18 protein-coding genes are annotated in these 23,053 nt (G+C 66.9%); 8 read left to right on the forward strand and 10 right to left on the reverse strand.

Annotated elements, in window-relative coordinates:
- Positions 1 to 15: 15 nt before the first annotated feature.
- Positions 16 to 666, reverse strand: a complete 651-nt coding sequence (locus tag K3A84_RS12100; protein ID WP_225009605.1) for a TetR/AcrR family transcriptional regulator — start codon at positions 664 to 666, stop codon at positions 16 to 18.
- A gap of 102 nt (positions 667 to 768) precedes the next feature.
- On the opposite strand from K3A84_RS12100, the gene K3A84_RS12105 reads away from it, so the two are divergent.
- From K3A84_RS12105 to K3A84_RS12125, 5 genes are all read left to right on the forward strand, one after another.
- A complete protein-coding gene (locus K3A84_RS12105; protein ID WP_225009606.1) occupies positions 769 to 1,812 on the forward strand; it encodes a phosphotransferase family protein in 1,044 nt (347 codons plus the stop codon).
- A gap of 15 nt (positions 1,813 to 1,827) precedes the next feature.
- Entirely contained in the window at positions 1,828 to 2,565 is a 738-nt protein-coding gene (locus K3A84_RS12110; protein ID WP_225009607.1) for an SDR family NAD(P)-dependent oxidoreductase, read from the forward strand.
- Positions 2,566 to 2,587: 22 nt separating this feature from the next.
- Complete coding sequence (locus tag K3A84_RS12115) at positions 2,588 to 3,814, forward strand: acyl-CoA dehydrogenase family protein (protein ID WP_225009608.1); 1,227 nt, start codon at positions 2,588 to 2,590, stop codon at positions 3,812 to 3,814.
- Positions 3,815 to 3,885: 71 nt separating this feature from the next.
- Positions 3,886 to 5,433: an acyl-CoA synthetase gene (locus K3A84_RS12120; RefSeq protein ID WP_225009609.1), complete on the forward strand. Its 1,548-nt coding sequence runs from the start codon at positions 3,886 to 3,888 to the stop codon at positions 5,431 to 5,433.
- A 13-nt stretch (positions 5,434 to 5,446) separates the two neighbouring features.
- On the forward strand, positions 5,447 to 6,487 hold the full coding sequence (locus tag K3A84_RS12125) for an alcohol dehydrogenase family protein (RefSeq protein ID WP_225009610.1): 1,041 nt from the start codon (positions 5,447 to 5,449) through the stop codon (positions 6,485 to 6,487).
- Positions 6,488 to 6,559: 72 nt separating this feature from the next.
- On the opposite strand, the gene K3A84_RS12130 is transcribed toward K3A84_RS12125, so the two are convergent.
- Entirely contained in the window at positions 6,560 to 6,922 is a 363-nt protein-coding gene (locus K3A84_RS12130) for an energy transducer TonB (protein WP_225009611.1), read from the reverse strand.
- Positions 6,923 to 7,077: 155 nt separating this feature from the next.
- Positions 7,078 to 8,982: a HAMP domain-containing methyl-accepting chemotaxis protein gene (locus K3A84_RS12135; RefSeq protein WP_225009612.1), complete on the reverse strand. Its 1,905-nt coding sequence runs from the start codon at positions 8,980 to 8,982 to the stop codon at positions 7,078 to 7,080.
- Positions 8,983 to 9,099: 117 nt separating this feature from the next.
- Here K3A84_RS12135 and K3A84_RS12140 point away from each other — a divergent pair, with 117 nt between their 5' ends.
- Positions 9,100 to 9,837, forward strand: a complete 738-nt coding sequence (locus tag K3A84_RS12140) for a peptidylprolyl isomerase (protein WP_225009613.1) — start codon at positions 9,100 to 9,102, stop codon at positions 9,835 to 9,837.
- On the opposite strand, the gene K3A84_RS12145 is transcribed toward K3A84_RS12140, so the two are convergent.
- From K3A84_RS12145 to bioB, 4 genes are read right to left on the reverse strand one after another with little or no spacing between them, the layout of a single operon-like run.
- The gene (locus K3A84_RS12145) at positions 9,779 to 11,059 is read right to left on the reverse strand and encodes an adenosylmethionine--8-amino-7-oxononanoate transaminase (RefSeq protein WP_225009614.1); all 1,281 of its coding nucleotides are present in this window, start codon (positions 11,057 to 11,059) and stop codon (positions 9,779 to 9,781) included. The two genes, K3A84_RS12140 and K3A84_RS12145, sit on opposite strands and share 59 nt — an antisense overlap.
- Positions 11,059 to 11,679 (reverse strand): dethiobiotin synthase, encoded by a 621-nt coding sequence (bioD, locus tag K3A84_RS12150; RefSeq protein WP_225009615.1) that lies wholly within the window; start codon positions 11,677 to 11,679, stop codon positions 11,059 to 11,061. Before bioD ends, K3A84_RS12145 begins: the two co-directional genes overlap by 1 nt.
- On the reverse strand, positions 11,676 to 12,839 hold the full coding sequence (locus K3A84_RS12155) for an 8-amino-7-oxononanoate synthase (RefSeq protein ID WP_404823148.1): 1,164 nt from the start codon (positions 12,837 to 12,839) through the stop codon (positions 11,676 to 11,678). Before K3A84_RS12155 ends, bioD begins: the two co-directional genes overlap by 4 nt.
- Positions 12,836 to 13,921, reverse strand: coding sequence for a biotin synthase BioB (gene bioB / locus K3A84_RS12160; protein ID WP_404823149.1), 1,086 nt, complete (start codon positions 13,919 to 13,921; stop codon positions 12,836 to 12,838). The genes K3A84_RS12155 and bioB overlap by 4 nt, the downstream gene beginning before the upstream one ends.
- Positions 13,922 to 14,118: 197 nt before the next feature.
- On the opposite strand from bioB, the gene K3A84_RS12165 reads away from it, so the two are divergent.
- Entirely contained in the window at positions 14,119 to 15,405 is a 1,287-nt protein-coding gene (locus tag K3A84_RS12165; RefSeq protein ID WP_225009617.1) for a nucleotide sugar dehydrogenase, read from the forward strand.
- A gap of 72 nt (positions 15,406 to 15,477) precedes the next feature.
- Here K3A84_RS12165 and K3A84_RS12170 read toward each other — a convergent pair whose 3' ends face one another.
- From K3A84_RS12170 to K3A84_RS12180, 3 genes are read right to left on the reverse strand one after another with little or no spacing between them, the layout of a single operon-like run.
- On the reverse strand, positions 15,478 to 17,301 hold the full coding sequence (locus K3A84_RS12170) for a response regulator (RefSeq protein WP_225009618.1): 1,824 nt from the start codon (positions 17,299 to 17,301) through the stop codon (positions 15,478 to 15,480).
- Positions 17,288 to 18,169 carry a CheR family methyltransferase gene (locus K3A84_RS12175; RefSeq protein ID WP_225009619.1) on the reverse strand — a complete coding sequence of 294 codons (882 nt, stop codon included), beginning with the start codon at positions 18,167 to 18,169 and terminating at the stop codon, positions 17,288 to 17,290. The genes K3A84_RS12170 and K3A84_RS12175 overlap by 14 nt, the downstream gene beginning before the upstream one ends.
- Entirely contained in the window at positions 18,166 to 21,264 is a 3,099-nt protein-coding gene (locus tag K3A84_RS12180) for a response regulator (RefSeq protein WP_225009620.1), read from the reverse strand. Before K3A84_RS12180 ends, K3A84_RS12175 begins: the two co-directional genes overlap by 4 nt.
- A gap of 162 nt (positions 21,265 to 21,426) precedes the next feature.
- Between K3A84_RS12180 and K3A84_RS12185 the strand changes: the two genes are divergently transcribed.
- On the forward strand, positions 21,427 to 22,947 hold the full coding sequence (locus K3A84_RS12185) for a GtrA family protein (RefSeq protein WP_225009621.1): 1,521 nt from the start codon (positions 21,427 to 21,429) through the stop codon (positions 22,945 to 22,947).
- The last annotated feature ends 106 nt before the right edge of the window (positions 22,948 to 23,053 follow it).

Raw genomic sequence — 23,053 nt, forward strand, 5'->3', positions numbered from 1 at the left:
CCGATGCGCCGCGTGCTAGGGCGCGGGTGCATCACCCTGCAGGATTGCCGCGAGCGCATGCGCCACGCCGTCGAGCGTCGCCGGGTCCGTCCATGTCGGGTGGGGGCGCGACGTATCCGCCAATTCGCTTTCGCGGGCGGACAGAATGCCACCAAGCGCAGCGCCCATGAACAGCAATCGCCGGTTGACCACCGTGGGCGCCAGATGCGCCAGCAGGCGGCGCACATGATCGAGACAGCGCAGGTAGCCCGAATTCCAGCGACCTTCGAGCGCGTCCATGAACAGGCGTCGATGCGAGAGTTGCAGCGCCACGACGAAACGGTTGTAGCAATCGCTCCACGGCGGGTCCGACCGTAGCAGCGACGTCTGCACCAGCAGGGTGGTCACCTCGATCAGCGTGGCCGGGCCACCGCGCGCCTCCAGCGCATCGAGCATCTGGTTGCGAAACTCGTCGATCAGGCGCGCGCCGTGGACGATCACCGCACGCACCAGCGCGTCCTTCGAGCCGAAGTGATAGCCGACCGCCGCGTGGTTCTTCTGGCCCGCCAGTTCCGCGATCTGGCGCACCGTTACGCCCGCAACGCCATGCTCGGCGAACAGACGCAGCGCCGCTTCCTTGAGCATTTCCGCCGGATCGACGCGAGGGGCGGGCGCTGTTGTTGCCATGCCCTGCAAATACCCTTTGACACCGCTTTAAGTCAATCACATTATCCATCTGGATAATAGATTCGGAGCTGCGATGCTTCGAACGCAATGAGTGGAGGATGCGTGAGCGAGCCGGAGGTAATTCCGGGCGTCGACATGACGACGCTGGCAGGCTGGATGGATCAACAGGGGCTGGGATCCGGTCCGCTGGAAGGCGTGACCTCGCTTGCAGGTGGCACGCAGAACATCCTGCTGCGGTTCACCCGCGCAGGGCGCACGTATGTGCTGCGCCGACCGCCGCCGCACTTGCGCGCCAATTCGAACGAGACGATGCGCCGCGAAGCGCGTGTGCTGGCCGCACTGGCAGACAGCGACGTGCCCCATCCCGGCCTGATCGCCGCTTGTGCGGACGACAGCGTGCTGGGCGCGGCATTCTATCTGATGGAGCCGATCGACGGCTTCAACGCCACGCAAGGGCTGGAACCGCTCCACGCCGGTGACGCCTCGGTCCGCCACCGCATGGGCCTGTCCATGGTCGATGCCATCGCGGCGCTGAGCAAGGTGGATTACGTGGCGGTGGGCCTGTCCGATTTCGGCAAGGTCGACAACTGGCTGGGCCGTCAGGTCGGACGCTGGGCCTCGCAGCTCAAGAGCTACCAGGAGTTCCCCGGCTGGACCGGTCCCCAGGCGATCCCCGGCGTCGACAAGGTCGCCCGCTGGCTGGAGGACAACATCCCGCCGACATTCCAGCCCGGCCTGATCCACGGCGACTTCCACCTCGCCAACGTGATGTTCCGGCACGACAGCGGCGAACTGGCCGCCGTGGTCGACTGGGAGCTGTGTACGCTGGGCGACCCGCTGCTCGATCTCGGCTGGCTCGCCGCGACCTGGCCCGAAGACGGCGTGCGCCGTGCGACCGACGTCGCCATCACCCCGTGGGAAGGCTTTGCCACGATCGAGGAAATGATCGCCCGCTACGGCCAGCAGACCGGGCGCGACTTGTCGCATGTCGACTGGTTCGCGGTGCTCGCCTGCTACAAGCTCGGCATCATCCTCGAAGGATCGAACGCGCGGGCCTGTGCCGGCAAGGCCCCGCGCGAGATCGGCGACCGCCTCCACGCCCACACCATCGACCTGTTCGAACGCGCGCTGCGCCGCATCGGATAAGCAAGGACACACTGCATGATCGACGATACCGACTTTTCCGGCAAACACGTGCTGGTCGTGGGCGGCTCCAGCGGCATCGGCAACGGCATCGCGCACGGCTTCCGCCAGCGTGGCGCGACCGTCCACGTCTGGGGCACACGCGCCAGCGCGGCTGACTATGACGCCGCCGACGGGTCAGACCTTTCCGGCCTCGGCTATACCTGCGTCGACGTGGGCGATCCCGATGCGATCGAGGCCGCGCCCGCACCGTTCGACGGGCTCGACGTGCTGGTGCTGTGCCAGGGCACCGTTGTGTACCGCCGCGGTGAGTTCGAGCGCGAAGGCTGGGACAAGGTCATGGCCGTCAACCTCGACAGCCTGATGCACTGTTCGCGCAAGTTCCGCACCGCGCTGGCGGCCACGCAAGGTTCGATCGTGATCGTCAGCTCTATCTCGGGACTGAAGGCCAACATCGGCAACCCCGCCTATGCCGCATCGAAGGCAGGCGCGATCAGCCTGACCAAGACGCTGGGGCAGGCCTATGCCGCCGATGGCATCCGTGTGAACGGCCTCGCCCCCGGCCTTGTCGATACCAAGCTGACGAAGGTCACCACGCAGAACCCGCAGCGGCTGGAAGGCGCGCTCGCCGCGATCGCCCAGCGCCGCGCGGGCACCCCTGCCGACATGGCCGGCGCCGCAATCTTCCTCGCCAGCCCGCTGGCATCTTACGTCACCGGCCACACGCTCGTGGTCGATGGCGGTCTTTCACTCTGATTATCGCAAAGAGGCAACGACGATGATTTTCGAACATACCGACAAGGTGAAGGGCCTGATCGCACAGATCGAAGCCTTCATGGACGAGCACATCTACCCCAACGAACAGGCCTACACAGACTTCGTCCACGACCAGAACAACCTCTGGAAGGAATGGCCTGGGATGGAGGCGCTGAAGGCCAAGGCCAAGGCGCTCGGCCTGTGGAACCTGTTCCTGCCGCACGAATATGGCGAACTCTCGCCGGGCCTCACCAACCTCGAATACGCCCCGCTCGCCGAAATCTTCGGCCGCGTGCCGTGGTCGAGCCAGGTGTTCAACTGCTCCGCGCCCGATACCGGCAACATGGAAGTGCTGGCCAAGTTCGGCAGCCCGGAACAGCAGGAAAAGTGGCTCAAGCCGCTGCTCGATGGCGAGATCCGCTCGGCCTATGTCATGACCGAACCGCAGGTCGCCTCGTCCGACGCCACCAACCTCGAACTGTCGATCATCCGCGACGGCGACGAATACGTTCTGAACGGGCGCAAGTGGTGGATTTCCAACGCGATGCACCCGCGTTGCGACATCTGGATCGTGATGGGCAAGAGCCGCTTCGATGGTGATCGCCACACCCAGCACTCGCAGATCCTGGTCGAGCCCAAGACCCCAGGCATCACCATCGTGCGCCACCTGTCGGTGTTCGGTTCGCATAATTCGCCCGGCGGCGAATGCGAGCTGCGCTTCGACAACGTGCGCGTTCCGGCCGAGAACCTCATCCTGGGCGAAGGGCGTGGCTTCGAGATCGCGCAAGGGCGCCTCGGGCCGGGCCGCATCCACCACTGCATGCGCTCGATCGGGCAGGCCCAGCGCGCGCTCGAGTTCATGGCCCGTCGCGCCGACAGCCGCGTCGCCTTCGGCAAGAAGCTGGCCGACCAGTCCAGCATCCGCCAGGACGTGGCCCGCAGCTTCTGCGAAGTCGAAATGGCCCGCCTGCTGACGCTCAAGGCCGCCGACGCGATGGATCGCTATGGCAACAAGGTGGCCAAGGACTTGATCGCCGCGATCAAGGTCGTCGCCCCTACCATGGCGCAGACCGTGTGCGACCGCGCGATCCAGGTCCACGGTGGCATGGGCGTGAGCGGGGACACCCCGGTCGCCTCGTTCTTCACGCTCAACCGCTTCGTGCGGCTCACCGATGGTCCCGAAGAAGTCCACATGAGCCAGCTCGGCAAGCAGAAGATCCAGGAATACGTGCGCAGCAACGCACGCTGACCTGACCGGTCGGGGGCCGGACGCGCTGCGGGCGCGTCCGGCCTTTCGGCACACGTTCCGGGAGAGAGACGATGGGCTGGATCAAGAGCGGCGATGTCACGCTGAACCCTGCACAATTCGACGAGCGCGCCCGAAAGGCTGCAACCGTCCTGCGCGAAATCGGCATCGTGCCGGGCGATGGCGTCGCGTTCTACTTGCGCAACGACCTTGCCTATTTCGAAGCCTCGTTCGCTGCCGGGATCGTCGGTGCCTATCCCGTGCCGGTGAACTGGCACTATACCCCCGATGAAGCAGGATACCTGCTGCGCGACAGCGGGGTGAAGCTGTTGTTGATCCATGCCGACCTGCTGCCACCGATCGCGGACGCCATTCCGGAGGGCCTGAAGGTCATCGTGGTCGAAACGCCGCCCGAGATCCGCAATGCCTACCACATTGGCGAAACTCCCCTGCCGCGGGGCCTTCCGGTGTGGGGCCAACTGGTCGACGCTGCCGCGCCTTTTGCAGGCGAGCCGCTGCCGCCGCTTGCCTCGATCATATACACCTCGGGCACGACCGGCCGCCCCAAGGGCGTGCGCCGCACCCCGGCAACGCCCGAGCAGGCCGAAGCCGTCACGCTGATGCTGGGCCGCTCCTATGGCTACATGGACGTGATCGAAGGCCGTGCAGCGCCCGAAAGCATCGTCACGGCTGTGATCGGCCCGGTGTACCATTCGGCACCCAACGCGCATTCTGCCTTTTCCATCCGGCTGGGCGCGAACGTCGTCGTGACGCCGCGGTTCGATGCCGAGGAACTGCTCGCGCTGATCGACCGCGAGAAGATTACGCACCTCAACATGGTGCCGATCATGTTCAACCGCCTGCTGCGCCTGCCCGAAGAGGTGAAGCGCAAGTACGACCTCTCGTCGCTGCGCTTCATCACCCACGCCGCCGCACCCTGCCCGCCGCCGGTCAAGCGCGCGATGATCGAATGGTGGGGGCCGGTCATCAACGAGTACTACGGCTCGACCGAGATGGGTAATGTCGCCAGTCTGACATCGGAAGAATGGCTGGCGCACCCCGGTTCGGTCGGCAGGGTCATGCCAGGCGTCGACCTGCGCGTGGTCGACGAGCAGGGCAACGACGTGCCTGCCGGAACGGTCGGCGAAGTCATCGGCAAGAGCCGGATCGCGACCGAGTTCACCTACCAGAACGCGCCCGAAAAGCGCGCCGCGATGGAAAAGTACGGCCTGATCACGCCGGGCGACGTCGGCTATTTCGACGCCGACGGCTTCCTCTACCTGTGCGATCGCAAGAACGACATGATCATCTCAGGGGGAGCCAACATCTACCCCGCCGAGATCGAGGCCGAACTGCACAAGTTGCCCGGCGTTGCCGATTGCGCGGTGTTCGGCATCCCCGATGAAGAATTCGGCGAAAGCGTGATGGCCGTAGTCCAGCCGATGCCGGGCGCGGACCTGCACGCCGACGACCTCAAGGCCGAGCTGCGCCGGGTGATGACCGCCTACAAGGTGCCGCGTCGGATCGACTTCGCCGACAGCCTGCCGCGCGAGGATTCGGGCAAGATTTTCAAGCGCAAGCTGCGCGAGCCGTTCTGGGCCGGCCGCGACCGCGCGATCTGAGGGAAGAGAGACGATGAAGGCGCTGCGCTACTACGGCGAACGGGACATCCGCCACGAAAGCATGGATGATCCCGTGCTCCAGTCCGACCGTGACGTGATCGTCAAGGTCGATGCCTGCTCGATCTGCGGATCGGACCTGCACATCTATCACGGCCACGGCTTTTCCGAGGACGTGGGCTTCTGCGTCGGCCACGAAGCGGTGGGCGAAGTGGTCGAGGTAGGCCGGGGGGTCCACAGGCTCAAGACCGGCGACAAGGTCATGATCCCCGCCGCCGTCGGCTGTGGGGCCTGCCGCGCCTGCCTCGCGGGCGTGGTCAACTTGTGCGAGAACAACGGCTCGGGCTGCTACGGCCTGTCGGCCAAGCTGCAAGGCTCGCAGGCCGAAGCCGTGCGTGTGCCCGCCGCCGACATGAACGCGGTGAAGATCCCCGAAGGCATAGACGCCGAACAGGCCCTCATGATGACCGATGCCATGGCCACCGCCTGGTACGGCGCGCGCATGGCCGATATTGCGCCGGGATCGAGCGTTGCTGTGGTGGGCCTGGGCCCCATCGGCCTGATGGTGGTGGACAGTGCCTTCATCATGGGCGCGCACGTGGTCTATGCCATCGACCCCATCCCCGAACGGCGCAAGCTGGCCGAGGAGTCGGGCGCGATCGCGCTCCACCCGGACGAGGCCATGGACCGGATCAAGGCCGACACCCACGGGCGCAAGCTCGACAGCGCGGTCGAAGTCGTGGGCCATGACAAGACCGTCGATTTCGCGCTGCGGCTGGTGCGCCCGCGCGGCACCGTCTCGGTGATCGGCGTGCAGCAATCGCGCCGCTTCCCCTTCCCGCTCGAACGCGCGTTTGCGGCGGGCCTCACCTTCCGTACCGGCACCTGCTCGGTGCCGGAAGAACTGCCCGCCCTGTTCCCGCTGGTGCAGTCGGGCCGCCTGCGCCCCGAACGCTACATCAGCCACCGTCTGCCGCTGTCGCAGGGCGCCGAAGCCTATCGCATGTTCGAAGCGCGCGAAGCAGGCGCGCTCAAGATGGTGCTGACGCCCGACTGAGGCCGCCCCCCAAGAGGAAGGGCGGCAAGGTCCGACGGACCTGCCGCCCTCCAGGGCCCGGGGAGGGACGACTTACAGCAGTTTCCAGGTGATCGGCACGGTCACCGCCGTCGCGCCCGCGGGCGGGGCAGGCAACATTCCGGCGCGCGCGGGAAGCGCCAACGCTTCCTTGTCAAGCGTGGCCGACCCGGATGGTGCGATCAGCTCGGTGCGCTCGACCGCGCCCGTGGCGGAAATGTAGACCTTGACCTTGGCAGTGCCCTCCTCGCCGCGCATCTGCGCGGTCCGCGGGTAGGTCTGCTTCGACGCGATCGCGCGCGCCACTTGCGCAATCCAGGCAGCGGGCTGGGCAAAGGCGGCGGTGGGCGCCACAGATGTGGAAAGGGCGAGAGCGGCCAGCGCTGCACAGGCGGTCTTGCGGATGATTTTCGACATCGATCGCTCCTTGGAGGTTCCTGAGAAATGGCGGTGATTGGCGAGGCGACTCGATCGCTGAAAGCCAATCCAACTCCTTGGAAATACGCGGATCTGGTTAGGATGAAGCCAAGCGCATCCTCGGGGATTCCCCTGATGCGGCGTGCCCTGCCGCCTCAGAACTCCGACCAGTCTTCCTCTTCGACGCGGCGGGCCGCGCCGCCTTCGAACGCCGTAGCAGGCAGCGGTCGGGGCGCGGGCGCAACCGATGGCGGACCTGGCTCGGGCACGAACGGCGCCACCTCGACCGGATTGAGCGCCGCCATGGCCGGCGCCGACGCCCAGCTCGATCCGCCGCTGCCGAGGTTTCGCCCCACCTGGAAGCGCCCGACCTGCTGCACCAGCGCCTCGGTCTCCACCGACAGGTTTCGCGTTCCGGCGGATGTCTCCTCGACCATAGCCGCGTTCTGTTGCGTGAACGAATCCATCGCCGCGACCATCGCCGAAATGTCCGAGATGCCGCTCGCCTGCCGCTCCGCCGCCTCGGCGATCTCCTCGACGAGGTTCGACACGGCGGCCACTTCGCCCACGATCTGACGCAAGGCATCGCCACTGCTTTCCACCAGCGACACACCGCCGCCGACCTGCTCGGTGCTGGTGCCAATCAGCGCCTTGATGTCCTTGGCCGCATCGGCGCTGCGCTGGGCGAGCGCGCGAACTTCGTTGGCGACGACCGCGAACCCCTTGCCCGATTCACCCGCACGCGCCGCTTCGACGCCCGCGTTGAGCGCGAGCAGGTTGGTCTGGAAGGCAATGCCATCGATCACGTTGACGATGTCGGCCATTTCGCGCGACGAGCCTTCGATGCTGCGCATGGCGTCGACCGCGCGGCGCGCGATGTCCTCCACCCGGCCCGCGGTATCGCGCGCCACGGTCAGGCGACTGCTGGTCTGGCGCGCATTGTCGGCGGTGATCTTCACGGTGCCGGTAAACTCGGCGAGCGTACGCGCCGTTTCGGCCAGCGACGTCGCCTGCTGCTCGCTGCGGTCCGACAGGTCCGACGCCGCCGAAGCGATCTCGTTCGCCCCCAGCTTGATCGTGTTGCAGCCATCGGCAATCTGCCCGAGCACGCCCGAAAGCGCCGCCACCGAGGCATTGTAGTCGGCATGAAGCTTGGCAAATTCGCCGCTGCCGGTTTCGGGCACGCGATGCGTCAGGTTGCCCTCGGCCAGTGCGGCCAGGCCCCCGCCGATGGCCTCGATCGTCGCCTTCGTCTCGGCGGCGCGGGCTTTTTCTGCCTCGGCACGCGCATGATCGGCGGCGAACAGTTCCTTGAAACGGTCGAGCGCACGGGCAAGGCTGCCCAGCTCGTCGCTGCGACCCAGCGCCGGAATCTCAACGCCATGATCGCCATTGATGAGACGACCGACGATCTCGCTCATGCGGTTGATCGGTCGGGCGATGTTCTGCATCAACAGGAACATCAGCACCACCGCGCTGGCCAGCCCTGCGCCGATCGCCGCCAGCAGGAACGTGCGGGACTGTGCATAGAGCTTGTCGGTGCCCGCCGAGATCTGCGCGGTGTTCTTGGTGTTGAGGTCGATCAGCGTCAGCACGCTGTCCTCGGTCGCATAGAACAGGTCGAGCGTTTCGCCATCGAAGCGCGCCTTGGCCGCAGCATTGTCGGTCTGGGCGAGCTGGATCAGGCTCTCGGTGTCGGAGAGGTAGGCCTGCCACTTGGTCTTGAAATCGTCGAACACCGCCTTCTGCGGGCCGGTGATCCCCAGCTTCTCGTAGTCGCCGATCAGTCCGTCGATCACCGCACCCGCGTTGCGGAGCAGCTTCTCGGTCCGGGGCGAATGGCCGTCGACCATGTCGTCTTCCTTGATCCGGTACTGCGAGATGTAGGCATGAATATCGCCCAGGTTCTGCGACGCCGGCAGCCAGCGCGCCCGCATCTCTGCAGAAAGAGTGTTGACCTCGCCCATCTGCGACATCGCGAACAGCCCCATCGCGGTCATTACCGCAAGAAGGAAGGCGAAAGCTGAAACTAGCTTGGCGGAAATATTGAAGCGAATCATGGGGTCTCCGGGCGGCATCCTGCTTCTGGCAGTGTTCCGGATAGGCCCGCCGCGCTCAGTGAAGAGTAAGTGCTGCCTTGTGTATCTGCCCGTGGGGATGGGTTAACCATGCTCCCCATGAACCGCCGATTCGTCCTTGCCGCCGCCCTGCCCTTGCTCCTGGCGCTCACCGCCGCCGCGCCGCGCAAGGCGCTGCCCCATCGCGCTCCGCCCCCGCCGCCCGAAATCCCGCTGGCCGACAGCGTGCGCGTCACGATGACCACAGAACTCGGCCCGATCGTGCTCGATCTCGACGGTAAGCATGCGCCGATCACCACCGCCAATTTCCTGCGCTACGTCGATCTCAAGCGGTTCGACGGCATCGTCTTCTATCGCGCTATGCATCTCGATTGGGGTACGCCGCCCAATGGCCTTGTCCAGGCGGGCTTGCGCGGCGACGTGCGCAAGAGCCTCAAGCCTATCGCGCACGAACCCACCAGCCAGACCGGCGTGCTGCACAAGGCGGGCACGATCTCGATGGCGCGCTTTGCCCCCGGCACCGCCACGGCGGATTTCTCGATCATGCTGTCGGACATGCCTGGCCTCGACGCCAATCCCGAAGCGACCGATCCCGACGTGCAGGCAGGCTACGCCGCGTTCGGGCAGGTCGTGGAAGGCATGGACGTGGTGCGCCGGATCTGGGACGCGCCGCTCTCGCCCACGGCAGGCGAAGGCGGGCTGAAAGGACAGATGCTCGAAAAGCCGGTCAAGGTACTGACCGTACGCCGCGCGCCCGTGGCTGTCGCCACCGCGCCGATCAGCCCGCCCCTGCCGAACCCGCCCCTGTCGAACGCACCACAGCCTCCACGCCCTTGACGATCGCCGCCTCGATCAGGCCGTGGTCGGCTTCATCAAGGCAATAGGGCGGCATGACGTAGATCGTGTTGCCCAGCGGCCGCAGCAGCACGTCGGCTTCGCGGAACAGCGCCATCAGCCGCGGTGCGAGCGTCGAGAGATAGCCGCCGTCCGGAACTTCCACGTCGATCGCCGCAACTGTGCCACAGCGACGCGGGTTGGTAACGCCCGGCACTCTGGCAAGCCGGTCCAGCATCGCCTGCTGGCGTTCGCCAAGCGCGGCGATGCGTGCGCGGACCGGCTCTTCGCGCCAGATCGCCAGGTTCGCCGCGGCGGCGGCGCAGGCGATCGGGTTCGCGGTGTAGCTCGATGAATGGTAGAACATCTTCGCCCGGTCGGTGGACCAGTGCGCCATGAAGATCTCCTCGCGCGCCATGGTGACGGCGAGCGGCATCGATCCGCCGGTCAAGCCTTTGGCTAGGCACAGGATATCCGGCACCACGCCAGCCTGTTCGCAGGCCAGCAGGGTGCCGGTGCGGCCCCAGCCGGTCATCACCTCGTCGGCAATGAACAGCACGTCGTGCGCGCGGCAGATCGCCGCCATGCTGCGCAGCATTTCGGGCGAATAGACCAGCATCCCGCCCGCACCGAGCAGCAGCGGCTCGACGATGAACGCCGCTGCGCCCGCGCGACAGGCCACTTCCAGCGCCTCCAGCGTGGCCGCGCCATCGCCGGTCGGGAACGGGATCGTGCCCACGTCGAACAGCAGCGGGGCATAAGGCTGGTTGAACACCCCGCGCTCGCCCACCGACATCGCGCCGATGGTGTCACCGTGGTAGCTGTGTTCGAGCACGAGGATGCGATGCCGGTCCGAGCCCCGGTGCGCCCAGAAGCCCAACGCCATCTTCAGCGCCACTTCGACGCAGGTCGATCCGCTGTCCGAAAAGAACACCCGCGTCAGGTCACGCGGCATGATCTCGACCAGTCCGGCGGCGACCTGCTCTGCGGGTTCGTGCGTCCAGCCGGCAAAGATCAACTGGTCGAGCTTGCCCGCCTGCGCGCGGATCGCATCCATGATGCGCGGGTGGCAATGGCCGTGCGTGGTCACCCACCAGCTCGAGATCGCATCGAGCACGCGGCGCCCATCGGCGGTGTAGAGCGCCGCCCCCTCGGCATGGGTGACGAGCGGGACCGGCTCCTGAAGTCCGTGCTGTGTGAAGGGATGCCAGACGGGCGAGGCCATCAGGCGAAGTCCTCGATACGAAAGTTATCGGCAAAGGCAGCAGTCAGGCTCGCGCGGGTCAGCACGTCGAGCCGGGGCAGGCGGCCCAGCTGCTTCACCCCACCCATTGCGCAGATCGTCATCTGGCTGTCGGCCACCTCGTCGCCCACGAAGGCCACCCCGTGGATCGGTACCGCGCGCGCGCGCAGCGCCTCGATCGTCAGCAGCGTATGGTTGATCGTGCCAAGGCTGGTGCGCGCGACCACGATTGCGGGCACGTTCCACCACGCGAACACATCGGCATATGTCGTATTGCGCGTGATCGGCACCAGCGCCCCGCCCGCGCCTTCGACCACCAGCGGCGACAGGTCGGGCAATGCCAGTCGCGACAAGTCGATGGCCACGCCGTCGATTTCTGCCGCGCGATGCGGAGAACAGGGCGTTTCGAGGAAATAGGCCTCGGGCAACACGCGGCTTTCGGGCACGCCGCCCATCTGGATGACCACGTCGTGATCGGCTCCATCGTCGCGGCCCGACTGGATCGGCTTCCAGTAATGTGCACCCATCGCCCCGGTCAGGGCTGCCGAAAACACCGTCTTGCCAATTCCGGTGTCGGTTCCGGTAACGACGAAGCGACTCACTTCAGGGCCTCCTCCAGTGTCGACGCCAGCGCGTCGACATCGTCGGCCGTGGCGTTCAGCGTCAGCGAGATGCGCAGGCGGCTGGTGCCCTGCGGCACCGTCGGCGGGCGAATGCCGCGCACGTCGAATCCGGCCTTTTGCAACTTGTCGGCCACCGCCATCGTGCGCGCATCGTCGTGCAGGATCAGCGGCAGGATTTGCGATCCGCTCGGCAGAGCGCCCAGCGGGGCCAGCCGTGCCTCTGCGTGGCGCACCAGCGCGGACAGGCGGTCGCGGCGTTCCGGCTCATCGGCCAGCATCCGGATCGCCTCGCGCACGGCGGCGCAGACCAGCGGCGACGGCGCGGTGGAAAAGATGAACGCCCGCCCCCGGTTGACGAGGAAATCGCGCACCACGCGCGGCCCCAGCACCAGCGCGCCTTCGCAGCCCAGCGCCTTGCCGCAGGTGCGCAGGATCACCGTGTCGGGACGGCCATCGAGGTGGCCCGCAACCCCGCGCCCGTCGCGCCCGAACACGCCGGTGGCGTGGGCTTCGTCGATGAACATGATTGCATCGTGGCGCTGTGCCACTTCAGCAAAGGCATCGACGGGCGCAATGTCGCCATCCATCGAATAGAGCGTTTCGAACGCCAGCCAGATCCGCCCGGTATTGCCGCGCGCGCGCCATTCGCGCGCCGCATCCTCGAAGGCTTGCGGATCGTTGTGCGCTGCGGACACCGCCGTCGCGCGCGTCAGCCGCAAGCCTTCGTGCATCGAGGCGTGGACCAGCTCATCATGAATGATCAGGTCGCCACGCTGCGGCAGGGTAGAAAGCAGCGCGGCATTGGCGGCATAACCCGCCGAAAAGAAAAGCGCCGATTCGCTGCCGAAGAAGGCGGCGGCTTCTGCCTCCAGCACTTCGTGCTCGGGATCGTTGCCGCGCAACAGCCGTGATCCGCCCGAGCCCAGCGGCACCCCGCGCGCGATCGCATCGCGCACCGCCTGCGCCAGACGCGCCGAAGACGACATCGCCAGGTAGTCGTTGGAGGCAAAGTCGATACCCCGGCGGGGGGTGAGCGCGCGCAAGCGCGCGCGTTCGCCCAGCGCCGCCAGATCGGCCTTGTGCACCTGCCACAGGCCGGAGGCGGAAAGCGTCACCGCCCCTGCCTCCACCGCGCTCACGCCGCGCACCCGCCGGAGCAACCGCCGACCGCCTTCATCGCGCGCAGCGGCTCCTCGCCTTCCATCGGCTTGAGGCCAAGGCGCGCGAACATCGCGGCGTCGGCATCGTCGCCCGCGTTGGCGGCGGTCAGCAGCTTGTCGCCGGTGAAGATCGAATTGGCCCCGGCCATGAAGCACAGCGCCTGCGTCGCCTCGCTCATGCTCTCGCGGCCAGCCGAAAGGCGCACCATCGACAGCGGCATGGTGATGCGGGCGACCGCGACGGTGCGCACGAACTCGATGTCGTCGATCTTGGCGAGCGGCGTGTCGGCCAGCATATCGCCCAGCACGGTGCCCTTGATCGGCACCAGCGCGTTGACCGGCACGCTTTCGGGGTGATGCTCCAGCGTCGCCAGCGCGTGGACGAACCCGACACGGTCAGCGCGGGTCTCACCCATGCCGACGATGCCACCCGAGCAGACGTTGATCCCGGCGCCGCGCACGTTGTCGAGCGTCTTGAGGCGGTCGGCGAAGCTGCGCGTGGTGATCACCTCGCCATAGCGTTCGGGCGACGTGTCGATGTTGTGGTTGTAGTAATCGAGGCCCGCCTCGGCGAGCTGCGCAGCCTGCGCCTCGTCCAGCATGCCCAGCGTCATGCAGGTTTCCATGCCCATCTGGCGCACGCCCTTCACCATCTCGATGATCGCGGGCATGTCGCGCGCCTTGGGGTTGCGCCAGGCGGCGCCCATGCAGAAGCGCTTGGAGCCGGCATCGCGCGCCTGCGCGGCGGACTGGAGCACGGCCTGCACTTCCATGAGCTTGGTCGCTTCGACGCCACTGTCTGCCTTCACCGACTGCGAGCAGTAGCCGCAATCTTCGGGGCAGCCGCCGGTCTTGATCGACAGCAGCGTGCACAACTGCACTTCCCCCGCGCGGTGGTGCGTGCGATGAACCTCGGCCGCGCGGAACACCAGCTCGGTGAACGGCAGGTCGAACAGCGCGGCGATCTCCTCGCGGCTCCAGTCGTTGCGAACAGCCTTGGCGGCAGGGGCCTGCACGGGCGCTTCCGGAGCGGAAAGCGTGGCGGTGTCGGACATTGTCATCTCCCTGCAATCAGCGATTCATCGCGCCCTTAATGCAAAAGGCTCCGTCATGCTTGTGGAAAAACGTTTCCCGGGCGAGCGACGGATTTCCGCCCGCTCTTGCGGCGTTTACGGGTATGGAAGGGTTCGCGTGGCATGAGCGCGTCCGACCTCGGCGCACATGGCCGACCTGCAAGCGGAAGCGGAACGAAGACCTCGTGAACAACCCTGTCGAATCCATCGGTGTCATCGGCCTCGGCTACGTCGGCCTGCCGCTCGCGGTCGCGTTCGCGCGGAAGTACCGCGTGGTCGGCTTCGACATCAGCGCCCACCGCATCGCCACGCTGAAGGCGGGGATCGACTACACCAACGAAATCACGGCAGCCGAACTCGCCGCCAGCCGCCTAGAAGTGACCGACGATCCGCAGGCGCTGGCCGATTGCCCGGTGATCATCGTCACCGTACCCACCCCGGTCGATGAAAGCCGCCGCCCTGATTTCGGCGCGCTCGACGGTGCCTGCCGCACGGTCGGCAAGGTCATCCGCAAGGGCGCGATCGTGGTGTTCGAATCGACCGTCTATCCAGGCGCGACCGAGGAAGTCTGCGCGCCGATCATCGAGCAGGTGTCTGGGCTGACAAGCGGCACCGACTTCACGCTCGGCTACAGCCCCGAACGCATCAATCCGGGCGACAAGGAACACCCCTTCGAAAAGATCGTGAAGGTCGTTTCGGGGCAGGACGAAGCCACGCTCGAAACGCTTGCCGCGCTCTACGGTTCGGTCGTGACGGCGGGCATCCACAAGGCCAGCTCGATCAAGGTGGCGGAAGCCTCGAAGGTGATCGAGAACACCCAGCGCGACATCAACATCGCGCTGATGAACGAGATCTCGAAGATCTGCGACCTCGTCGGCATCCGCACCAGCGAAGTGCTGGCGGCGGCGGGCACCAAGTGGAACTTCTTGCGCTTCTATCCCGGCCTGGTCGGCGGGCACTGCATCGGCGTCGATCCCTACTACCTGACTGCCAAGGCTGAACAGCTCGGCTATCACCCGCAGGTGATCCTGGCGGGCCGCCGCATCAACGACGGCATGGGCAGCTACATCGCGCAGCGCACGGTCAAGATGATGGCCAGCACCGGGCGTCCGCTGGCGCAGGCGCGCGTCGGCATCCTTGGCCTTACGTTCAAGGAAAACGTCCCCGACATCCGCAATTCCAAGGTTGAGGACATCATCCGCGAGCTGGCCGAATTCGGCATTACCCCGCTGATTCACGATCCACTGGCCGATCCGGCCGTCGCGGCGCGCGAATACGGCGTCACACTCTCGGCCTTCGAAGACCTGACCGATCTCGACGCGCTGATCTTCGCCGTGTCGCACCGCGAATTCGTCGGGCTGCCGATGGGGACGCTGGCGGGAATGGTCCGCGAAGGTGGCGTGCTGGTGGACGTCAAATCCGCGCTGCAGCCCGATACGCTGCCCACGTCGGTACGCTACTGGAGCCTCTGAAACGCACAAAAAAGAGGGCGCCAGCCTTTCGGCCGACGCCCTCACCAGGTCATCATGCGCTCACGTGCCCCATCAACGCGGCACGGCGACATTTGATCCCGTGCGCCGCACGTTTCCGGCTTCCAGCAATTGCCCTACCACCGTCAGCAGTTGCGCCGCGGCGAAAGGCTTGCCCACCACCGGGCGGTCGGCAAAGGCGGGGGGCAGGTTCTCCCGCCCATAGCCGCTGACGAAGGCGAACGGCACGCCCGCCTGGTCGAACGCGGTCGCCACTTCGTCAACCCGCTCGCCGTGGAGATTGCCGTCGAGCAGGGCAATGTCCGGCCCGCCGCGCCCGATCTCCGCCAGCGCCTCGGCGCACGTGGTCGCAGGGCCCAGCGGCACGGCACCGGCATCCTCCAGCAACATCTCCAGTTCCATCGCTACCAGCGGCTCGTCTTCCACGATCAGCACCCGCCGCCCGGCCAGCGAACGTGTCGGGCCCTGCGCCACCTGCCGTGCTGCCGAAGCGGGCGGCACCGCACACGAAGCGCCCTGCCCCAGCGGGATGCGCAGCGTCCAGCACAGGCCTTCGGGCCGGAATTCGGGATGCGCCTTTCCGCCCAGGCTCGATTCGATCAGTCGCGTGCCAAAGCCGGACCGCTCGGGCGCGCGCACCGGCGGGCCCCCGCTTTCGCGCCAGCCCAGCACCAGTATATCGCCCTCCAGGTGCCAATCCACGTCCACGCGCCCGGTTCCGTTCGACAGCGCCCCGTACTTGATCGCATTGGTGACCAGCTCGTGGAACACCAGCGCCAGCCGCAACGCCGGTTCAGGGGCAAGCTGCGCCTCCGGCCCGCTGGCAGACAGCCGCTCGGCCGGGACTGTGCCCAGCGCCAGTTGTTCGCCGATCAGCTGGCCCACGCTCGCGCCCTCCCACGTTGCCGCGCTCAACAGCGAGTGCGCCCGCGCCAATGCCTGCAACCGCCCGGTGAAGGTGCTCAGGAAATCGGCGGGCGAGGCGGCATGGCGCACGCTCTGGGTCGCGATTGCCTGCACCGTCGCCAGCGAGTTCTTCACCCGGTGGTTCAACTCGCCCACCAGCAGCGCCTGCGTTTCCTCGGCGCGACGGCGCTCGGTCACGTCGAGCACCTGCAGGGCCAGCGTCCCCCGCCCGTCGGCCTCGGGCAGCGACGAACAGTACCATTCGCCATCGATCGCGGAACCATCGGCGCGCACCAGCCCGTGATGCAGCGTCTCGCTCGCCTCGCCCCGGTCGAGCAATGCCTGCATCGCGCCGATGAAGCAGGCGCGGCCATCCTCGGGCAGCCAGGGAACTTGCGACAGATGCACGCCGAGCACCGCATCGCGCGAAAATCCGGTCATCCGCTCGGTCGATCGCGTCCAGGTGATGACGCGCAGGTCGGCGTCGATCTCGATGATCGCCAGTGGCGAATTGTCGCTGTGCGCGCGCAGGCGGGACAGCACCAGCCCCAGTTCGTCGCGCTGGCGCGCAAGTTCCAGCCGCTGCCGCGCCAGCTGCGCAAACACCGCCACCTTGCCCGAAAGCACCTGCGGATCGACGGGCTTGAGCAGATAGTCGACCGCACCTGCCTCGAACCCGCGAAAGCGGCGCTGTTCATCGGTGGCGAGCGCGGTCAGGAAGATGATCGGCACCCCGCGCGTGCGCTCTATCCCGCGCATCAGTTCGGCCAGTTCGAAACCATCCATGCCCGGCATCATCACGTCGAGCAGGGCCAGTGCGAAGTCCTGCTTGAGCAGCAGTTCCAGCGCCTCGAACCCGCTGCGCGCCCTGACCACCTCGATCCCGTCCTGCCCCAGCAGGGCTTCCATCGCGCGCAGGTTTTCCTCGACATCGTCGACCACCAGCACGCGCACCGTGTCAATCGGTCCCATCGACGGCCTCCTTGATCGCGGTCGCATTGCGGCGATAGATCTTCTCGTCCGCCACGAAATCGCCGAACAGGTCGGAATGGCGGGAAAAGCGCAAGGTCTCCTTGGCTCCCAACCCCAGGAAGCCGCCGCGCGTCAGGGAACGGGCGAACAGGCCCAGCGCGCGGTCCTGCAACTGCCTGTCGAAATAGATCAGCACATTGCGGCTCGAAACCAGCTGGACTTCGGAAAACACCGCATCACTGGCAAGATTGTGGTCGGCAAACACCGCGCGACGCCGCAGCGAAGGATCGAAGCGCGCCGCGCCGAAACCGGCGGTGTAGTAATCGGACAACGATCCCTTACCCCCGGACGCCCGATGGTTTCGCGTGAAGTCGGGAATCCGCTCCAGATCGTAGATCCCAGCCTTCGCCTTTTCGAGCGCGGCCGGGTTGATGTCGGTGCAATAGAAGATCGTCCGCTCCTCCAGCCCTTCCTCGCGAAACAGGATCGCCAGCGACCAGAACTCCTCGCCATTGGCACAGCCCGCGATCCACACCTTCAGCGAAGGCCAGGTGCGCAAGTGCGGCACCACGTGTTCGCGCAGCGCCCGGAAATAGGCGGGATCGCGAAACATCTCGCTGACCTGGATGGTCAGGAAGCCCATCAGCGTGCCCGGCACCGCCGGATCGTGCAGCACCCGCTCCTGCAGCTGCGACAGTGTGGAACAGCCGAAATGCACCCGCGCCCGGTCCATCCGCCGCTTCAGCGAATCGCGCGAATAGTTGCGGAAATCGAACTGGTGCCGACGCCAGATCGCATCGAGCAACAAGTCCAGCTCGATGTCCTCGACCGGCTGGGGCGTAGCAAGCGCCGTCGCTTCGGGGCTCATCGCGGCATCCACACGCGCACCAGCGACAGCAGCTTGTCCACGTCGAGCGGCTTGGCGAGATAGTCGTTCGCCCCGGCATCGAGGCATTCCTGCTGGTCGCGCGCCATCGCCTTGGCGGTCAGCGCGATCACCGGCAGGTCGCGCCAGACCCCCTGCTTGCGGATCTCGCGCGTGGCGGTCAGGCCGTCCATCTCGGGCATCATCACGTCCATAAGCACCAGGTCGATCGGCAGCGCCTCACCCCTGGCCGCCTTGTCCAGCTCAGCCAGCGCCTCCAGCCCGTTGCGCGCGATGCGCACCCGCGCGCCATGCGGCTCCAGCACGCTGGTCAGGGCATAGACGTTGCGGATGTCGTCCTCGACGATCAGGATCTGCCGCCCTTCCAGCGCCGCATCACGGGTCAGCGCCTTGGCCAATAGCTGCCGCTGCGGCTCGGGCAGGTCGGCCACCACCTGATGCAGGAACAGCGTCACTTCATCGAGCAGCCGCTCGGGGCTCTTGGCACCCTTGACGATGATCGACTTGGAATAGCGCCGCAGCCGCAGCTCTTCCTCGGCCGACAAATCGCGCCCGGTATAGACGATCACCGGCGGAAATCCGACGCTCTCGTCGGTTGAAAGCTTCTCCAGCAGGTCGAGCCCCGGCATGTCCGGCAGGTTGAGGTCGAGCACCATGCAGTCGAAGGTTTCCGCCCCCAGCCGCTCGAGACAGGCCGCCGCACTGTGCGCCTCGACCGTCTCCACCTCGCGCGAGGCGAGGAGGTAGCGCACGCTTTCGGCTTGCGCCACGTCGTCCTCGACCACCAGCACGCGGCGCAGGCGCTGCTCCATGCGCGCTTCCAGCCCTTCGAGCATGCCGACCAGCGCCTCGCGCCGCACGGGCTTGAGCAGGTAGCCGACCGCCCCGTTCGACAGGGCCGCCAGCGTATCGTCGTCGACCGAGACGACGTGCACCGGAATATGCCGCGTGCGCGCATCGCGCTTGATCCGGTCGAGCACCGACAGCCCGGTATGGTCGGGCAGGTTCATGTCGAGGATAACCGCGTGCGGCACGTATTGCCGCGCCATCAGCGCGCCTTCGTCCGCTGTCCCTGCAATCAGGCACTGGAAGCCCATCTCGTGCGCCAGATCCCGCAGGATGCTTGCGAACACCGGATCGTCCTCGACCACCAGGATCACCCGCGCATCGCCGGAAAGATCCTCGCGATCATCGGCGGTTGCAGGATGCAGCTTCGGCCTGGGCGCGGGCGCGCTCGGGGGCGCCGCCGCGCGCGCTACGGGCGGCGGCGGCGGCAACACCGCTGCAGGCTCGTAGGCGTCGGGCAGGTCGAGCGTGAAGGTGCTGCCCACCCCCGGCGTCGAATCGAGCGCGATGCCGCCTCCCAGCAGCCGCGCCAATTCGCGCGAGATCGACAGGCCAAGGCCGGTGCCGCCGTACTTGCGGCTGATCGTGCCGTCGGCCTGCCGGAACGCCTCGAAGATCGCGTCCTGCTGCTCGGCCGGGATGCCGGGGCCGGTGTCGCGCACCGCAAAGGCGAGGCGATGGCTGTCCTGCCGCCGCACTTCCAGCGCCACTTCGCCGTTGTCGGTGAACTTGATCGCATTCGACAGGAAGTTCTTGAGCACCTGCTCCAGCCGCTGCGGATCGGTCTCGATCTCATGCGGCGCGCTTGCGTCGATCGCGGTCCGCAAGGTCAGCCCCTTGGTTTCGGCAGAGGCGCGGAAGCCTTGCGCGATCTTCTCCACCAGCGGAGCCAGCCGCACCCGGCGCGGTTGCAGGTCGAGCTTGCCCGCCTCGATCTTCGAGATATCGAGAATGTCGTTGATCAGCGTCAGCAGGTCGTTGCCCGATGTCTCGATCGTGCGGGCAAACCGCACCTGCTCCTCGTTCAGATTGCCGCCGCGATTGTCACCCAGCAATCGCGCCATGATCAGCAGGGAATTGAGCGGAGTGCGCAATTCGTGGCTCATGTTGGCCAGGAACTCGCTCTTGTAGCGGCTGGCCAGTTCCAGCTCGCCCGCCTGCGCCTTGAGCGAAGCCTGCGCCCGCGCCAGCTCGTCGCGCTGCGCCTCCAGCGAACGGGTCTGTTCCTCCAGCTGGACGTTGCTGCGCTCCAGTTCCGCCTGCTGCTGCTCCATCTCCGCCTGCGCAGCCTGCAGCGCGCGCGCCTGCGCTTCCAGCTCGTCGTTGCCCGCGCGCAGTTCCTCGCTCTGCGCCTGTAGTTCCTCGGCCTGCTGCTGTGTCTCGCCCAGCAGCGCCTGCAACTGCGCACGATACTTCGCCGACCGGATGGCGAGGCCAAGCTGCCGCCGGATCATCTCGAGATAGGCCACCGGGTCCGTATGAAGCGCACCGCTCTCGCCGAGCAAAGCCAGTTCGATCACCGCGTTGACCGTATCGTCCACCTCGGTGATCCCGATCAGCAGGCGGGGCGGCACCGCCCGGCCCAGCGCCGAGCCGAACGTGAAATAGCCGGCCGGCAGGTTGTCGAGCACCAGCGTCCGCCGCTCGGCAACCGCGCGTGCTGCCAGACCTTCGCCCCGCGCCACACGCTCCGGCACGGCCTCGCCCGCGGGCACGCCAAGGGTCGCGCGGCGCGCGAAGCCTTCGCCATCACGGACATAAAGTGCACCCGCCTCGGCGCCGGTCCAGCCCGCGATGAAGGCCAGCGCCGCGTGGGCCAGGTCGTCCAGCCCCTGCTCACCGGCGATGGCGTTGGCGAGCCCCGCCTCGCCCTCGCGCAACCATTGCTGGGCCTGCGCCTCGTTGCGAAAGCGAATGAACAGCGCCCCGATCCCGGCCAGCGCGATCTCCACCACCGTCGCCAGCGAACGGTTGACGATCGCCACGGCGGGATCGATCCCGGTGGGCGCGAAATGGAAGCCGATGATGGTCAGCACTGTCGCCACCATGGCCGAGGCAACCGGCACCCACGCCCGATCCGAAAGGAACGCGAGCACCGTCGGCACCAGGTAGATCACCCAGACGGCAGTTCCCAGCGGCAGCATCAGGTCTGCCGCAAATGTCGCCGCAAGCAGGACAGCCAGCGCCAGATGCAGCGTGTGGCGGGCGACGGCACGTCGCGTTTCAGACATCGGGATACTCTGCGGGGATCGGACGATCGATCTCGATGCCCCCCGCGCGCACGTCGACCGTATTGCGCAAAGCAACGCGCCGTGGCCGGGGCGGTTCCCGAAGGTGATGGCAGAGCCTGCTGGCTTGCGATAGGATACCCGTTCCGTCCGACCGGAGGCTCCGTGACCAAGGCGATGCCCATCCGAACAAGCCGGGCGCTGGCGCCGCTTCTCCTCGTGCTGCTTTCGGCCTGCCCGGTCCTGTTTGCTCCCGTCCTGCCGCTGCTCGACCTCGGCGGGCATCTCGGTCATCTGGCCGTCCAGGTCGATGGCGGGCGCTCGCCCGAACTCGCGCGGTGGTACGGCTTCAGCTGGGCGCTCGTGCCCAACCTCGGCGTCGATCTGCTGGTCCAGACGCTTGCCCCGTGGCTCGGTCTCGAACCAGCCGTACGGCTGCTCGTCAGCCTGATCCCGCCCCTCCAGGTCGCGGCTTGGTTCGCACTGTCGAAATCGGTGCATGGCCGGATCACGCCGCTCGCGCTCTTGGCTGCACCGCTCGCTTATGCGCTGCCCTACCAGATGGGGTTCCTGAACTTCTCGCTGGGGGTCGCGGTCGCGCTCATGCTCCTTGCGCTGTGGGTCAGGCTCGATTGTCCCGAAGGCCGGACAGCGCAGGTGCTCGCCTTCGTGCCGCTCGCCTTCTTGCTGTGGGTCTGCCATCTTTCGGCCTTCGGGATTTTCGGCATCGCCGCCTTTTCCGTCACGTTCATGCACCAGCGCGCGACCGCGCCGTCAGCCCCCGTCGCGCTTGCACGCACCCTCGCGATCCTGCTGCCGCTGCTGTCCGGACCCGCGGCGGGCTTCGCCTTTGGCACGCAAGGCGACCCCCACGAACAGACGCTATGGCGCCCCCTCGTGCAAAAGGGCTTTGCCCTCGCCAAGATCCTGCGCGATCTCTGGCAGCCGTGGGACGTGGCAGGTGCGCTTGCGCTGATCGGCGCGGTGGCCTGGGCATGGCGGTCGCCCCGCTGCCGGCTTGACCCCGGCCTCGCGCTCGCAACGGTGCTGCTCTTCTTCGCCTACCTGCTGCTGCCCGACATGCTGCAGGGCTTTTCCGATACGGACACGCGCCTTCTGCCAACGCTTGTCGGCTTCGCGTTGATCGCCCCCGCGCCCCGCCGCGACGACAACGCCCGGCAAGCACCTGGCCGCTGGCTCGCACACCTCACGCTCGCGGCACTGCTGTTTTCGGCGATGCGCCTGGCCGGCAACACGGTCAGCTACGTCATCCTCGGTCGCCAGTTCGATCGTGCGCTCGCGGTGGTGGATGCCGTGCCGCGCGGCGCGGCGCTGGCCACGCTGTTCATCGATACCTGCGAGCGGTGGAACCCCGATCGCCGCGCACACCTCGGCGGCTATGCGCTGGCCCGGCGACATGCCTACGACAGCGGGCAATGGGCGATCCCCGGCGGCCATCTCCTGCAGATCCGCGATGCCGCGCTCAACCGCTTCTTCGCCCGCTACGACGTGCGCACCCCGCTCGGTGCCTGCGGCCAACGCCCGACCGCATCGCAGACCATCGCAGCGCTCCCCGCCAAGATCGACAGGCTGTGGATCATCGGCGGCCCGCCTCGGCTTGCCGTGGCGGGATGGGGCCTCGTCCGTGCCAGTGGCGATTCGACGCTCTACCGAAGGATTCGCTGAACAACGCTCGCCGTGATCGTCCCCGATTGCTCGACGATCCCTGCAACATCGACTAAACTCTTGCTTTCCCGCCCGGTTGTCATGCTAGCAGCTTGCGCGGGGGTGC

The sequence above is a fragment of the Novosphingobium percolationis genome (genome assembly GCF_020179425.1).
Taxonomy (GTDB): Bacteria; Pseudomonadota; Alphaproteobacteria; order Sphingomonadales; family Sphingomonadaceae; genus Novosphingobium; species Novosphingobium percolationis.

Excerpts from the sequence above, each read along its gene's own strand:
- K3A84_RS12110 (WP_225009607.1), top strand. The coding sequence starts at position 1,828 with ATGATCGACGATACCGACTTTTCCGGCAAACACGTGCTGGTCGTGGGC.
- bioB (WP_404823149.1), bottom strand. The coding sequence starts at position 13,921 with ATGACAATGTCCGACACCGCCACGCTTTCCGCTCCGGAAGCGCCCGTG.
- K3A84_RS12175 (WP_225009619.1), bottom strand. The coding sequence starts at position 18,169 with ATGAGCCCCGAAGCGACGGCGCTTGCTACGCCCCAGCCGGTCGAGGAC.
- K3A84_RS12145 (WP_225009614.1), bottom strand. The coding sequence starts at position 11,059 with ATGGCCTCGCCCGTCTGGCATCCCTTCACACAGCACGGACTTCAGGAG.
- K3A84_RS12170 (WP_225009618.1), bottom strand. The coding sequence starts at position 17,301 with ATGGGACCGATTGACACGGTGCGCGTGCTGGTGGTCGACGATGTCGAG.
- K3A84_RS12100 (WP_225009605.1), bottom strand. The coding sequence starts at position 666 with ATGGCAACAACAGCGCCCGCCCCTCGCGTCGATCCGGCGGAAATGCTC.
- K3A84_RS12125 (WP_225009610.1), top strand. The coding sequence starts at position 5,447 with ATGAAGGCGCTGCGCTACTACGGCGAACGGGACATCCGCCACGAAAGC.
- K3A84_RS12115 (WP_225009608.1), top strand. The coding sequence starts at position 2,588 with ATGATTTTCGAACATACCGACAAGGTGAAGGGCCTGATCGCACAGATC.
- K3A84_RS12140 (WP_225009613.1), top strand. The coding sequence starts at position 9,100 with ATGAACCGCCGATTCGTCCTTGCCGCCGCCCTGCCCTTGCTCCTGGCG.
- K3A84_RS12135 (WP_225009612.1), bottom strand. The coding sequence starts at position 8,982 with ATGATTCGCTTCAATATTTCCGCCAAGCTAGTTTCAGCTTTCGCCTTC.
- K3A84_RS12180 (WP_225009620.1), bottom strand. The coding sequence starts at position 21,264 with ATGTCTGAAACGCGACGTGCCGTCGCCCGCCACACGCTGCATCTGGCG.
- K3A84_RS12130 (WP_225009611.1), bottom strand. The coding sequence starts at position 6,922 with ATGTCGAAAATCATCCGCAAGACCGCCTGTGCAGCGCTGGCCGCTCTC.
- K3A84_RS12120 (WP_225009609.1), top strand. The coding sequence starts at position 3,886 with ATGGGCTGGATCAAGAGCGGCGATGTCACGCTGAACCCTGCACAATTC.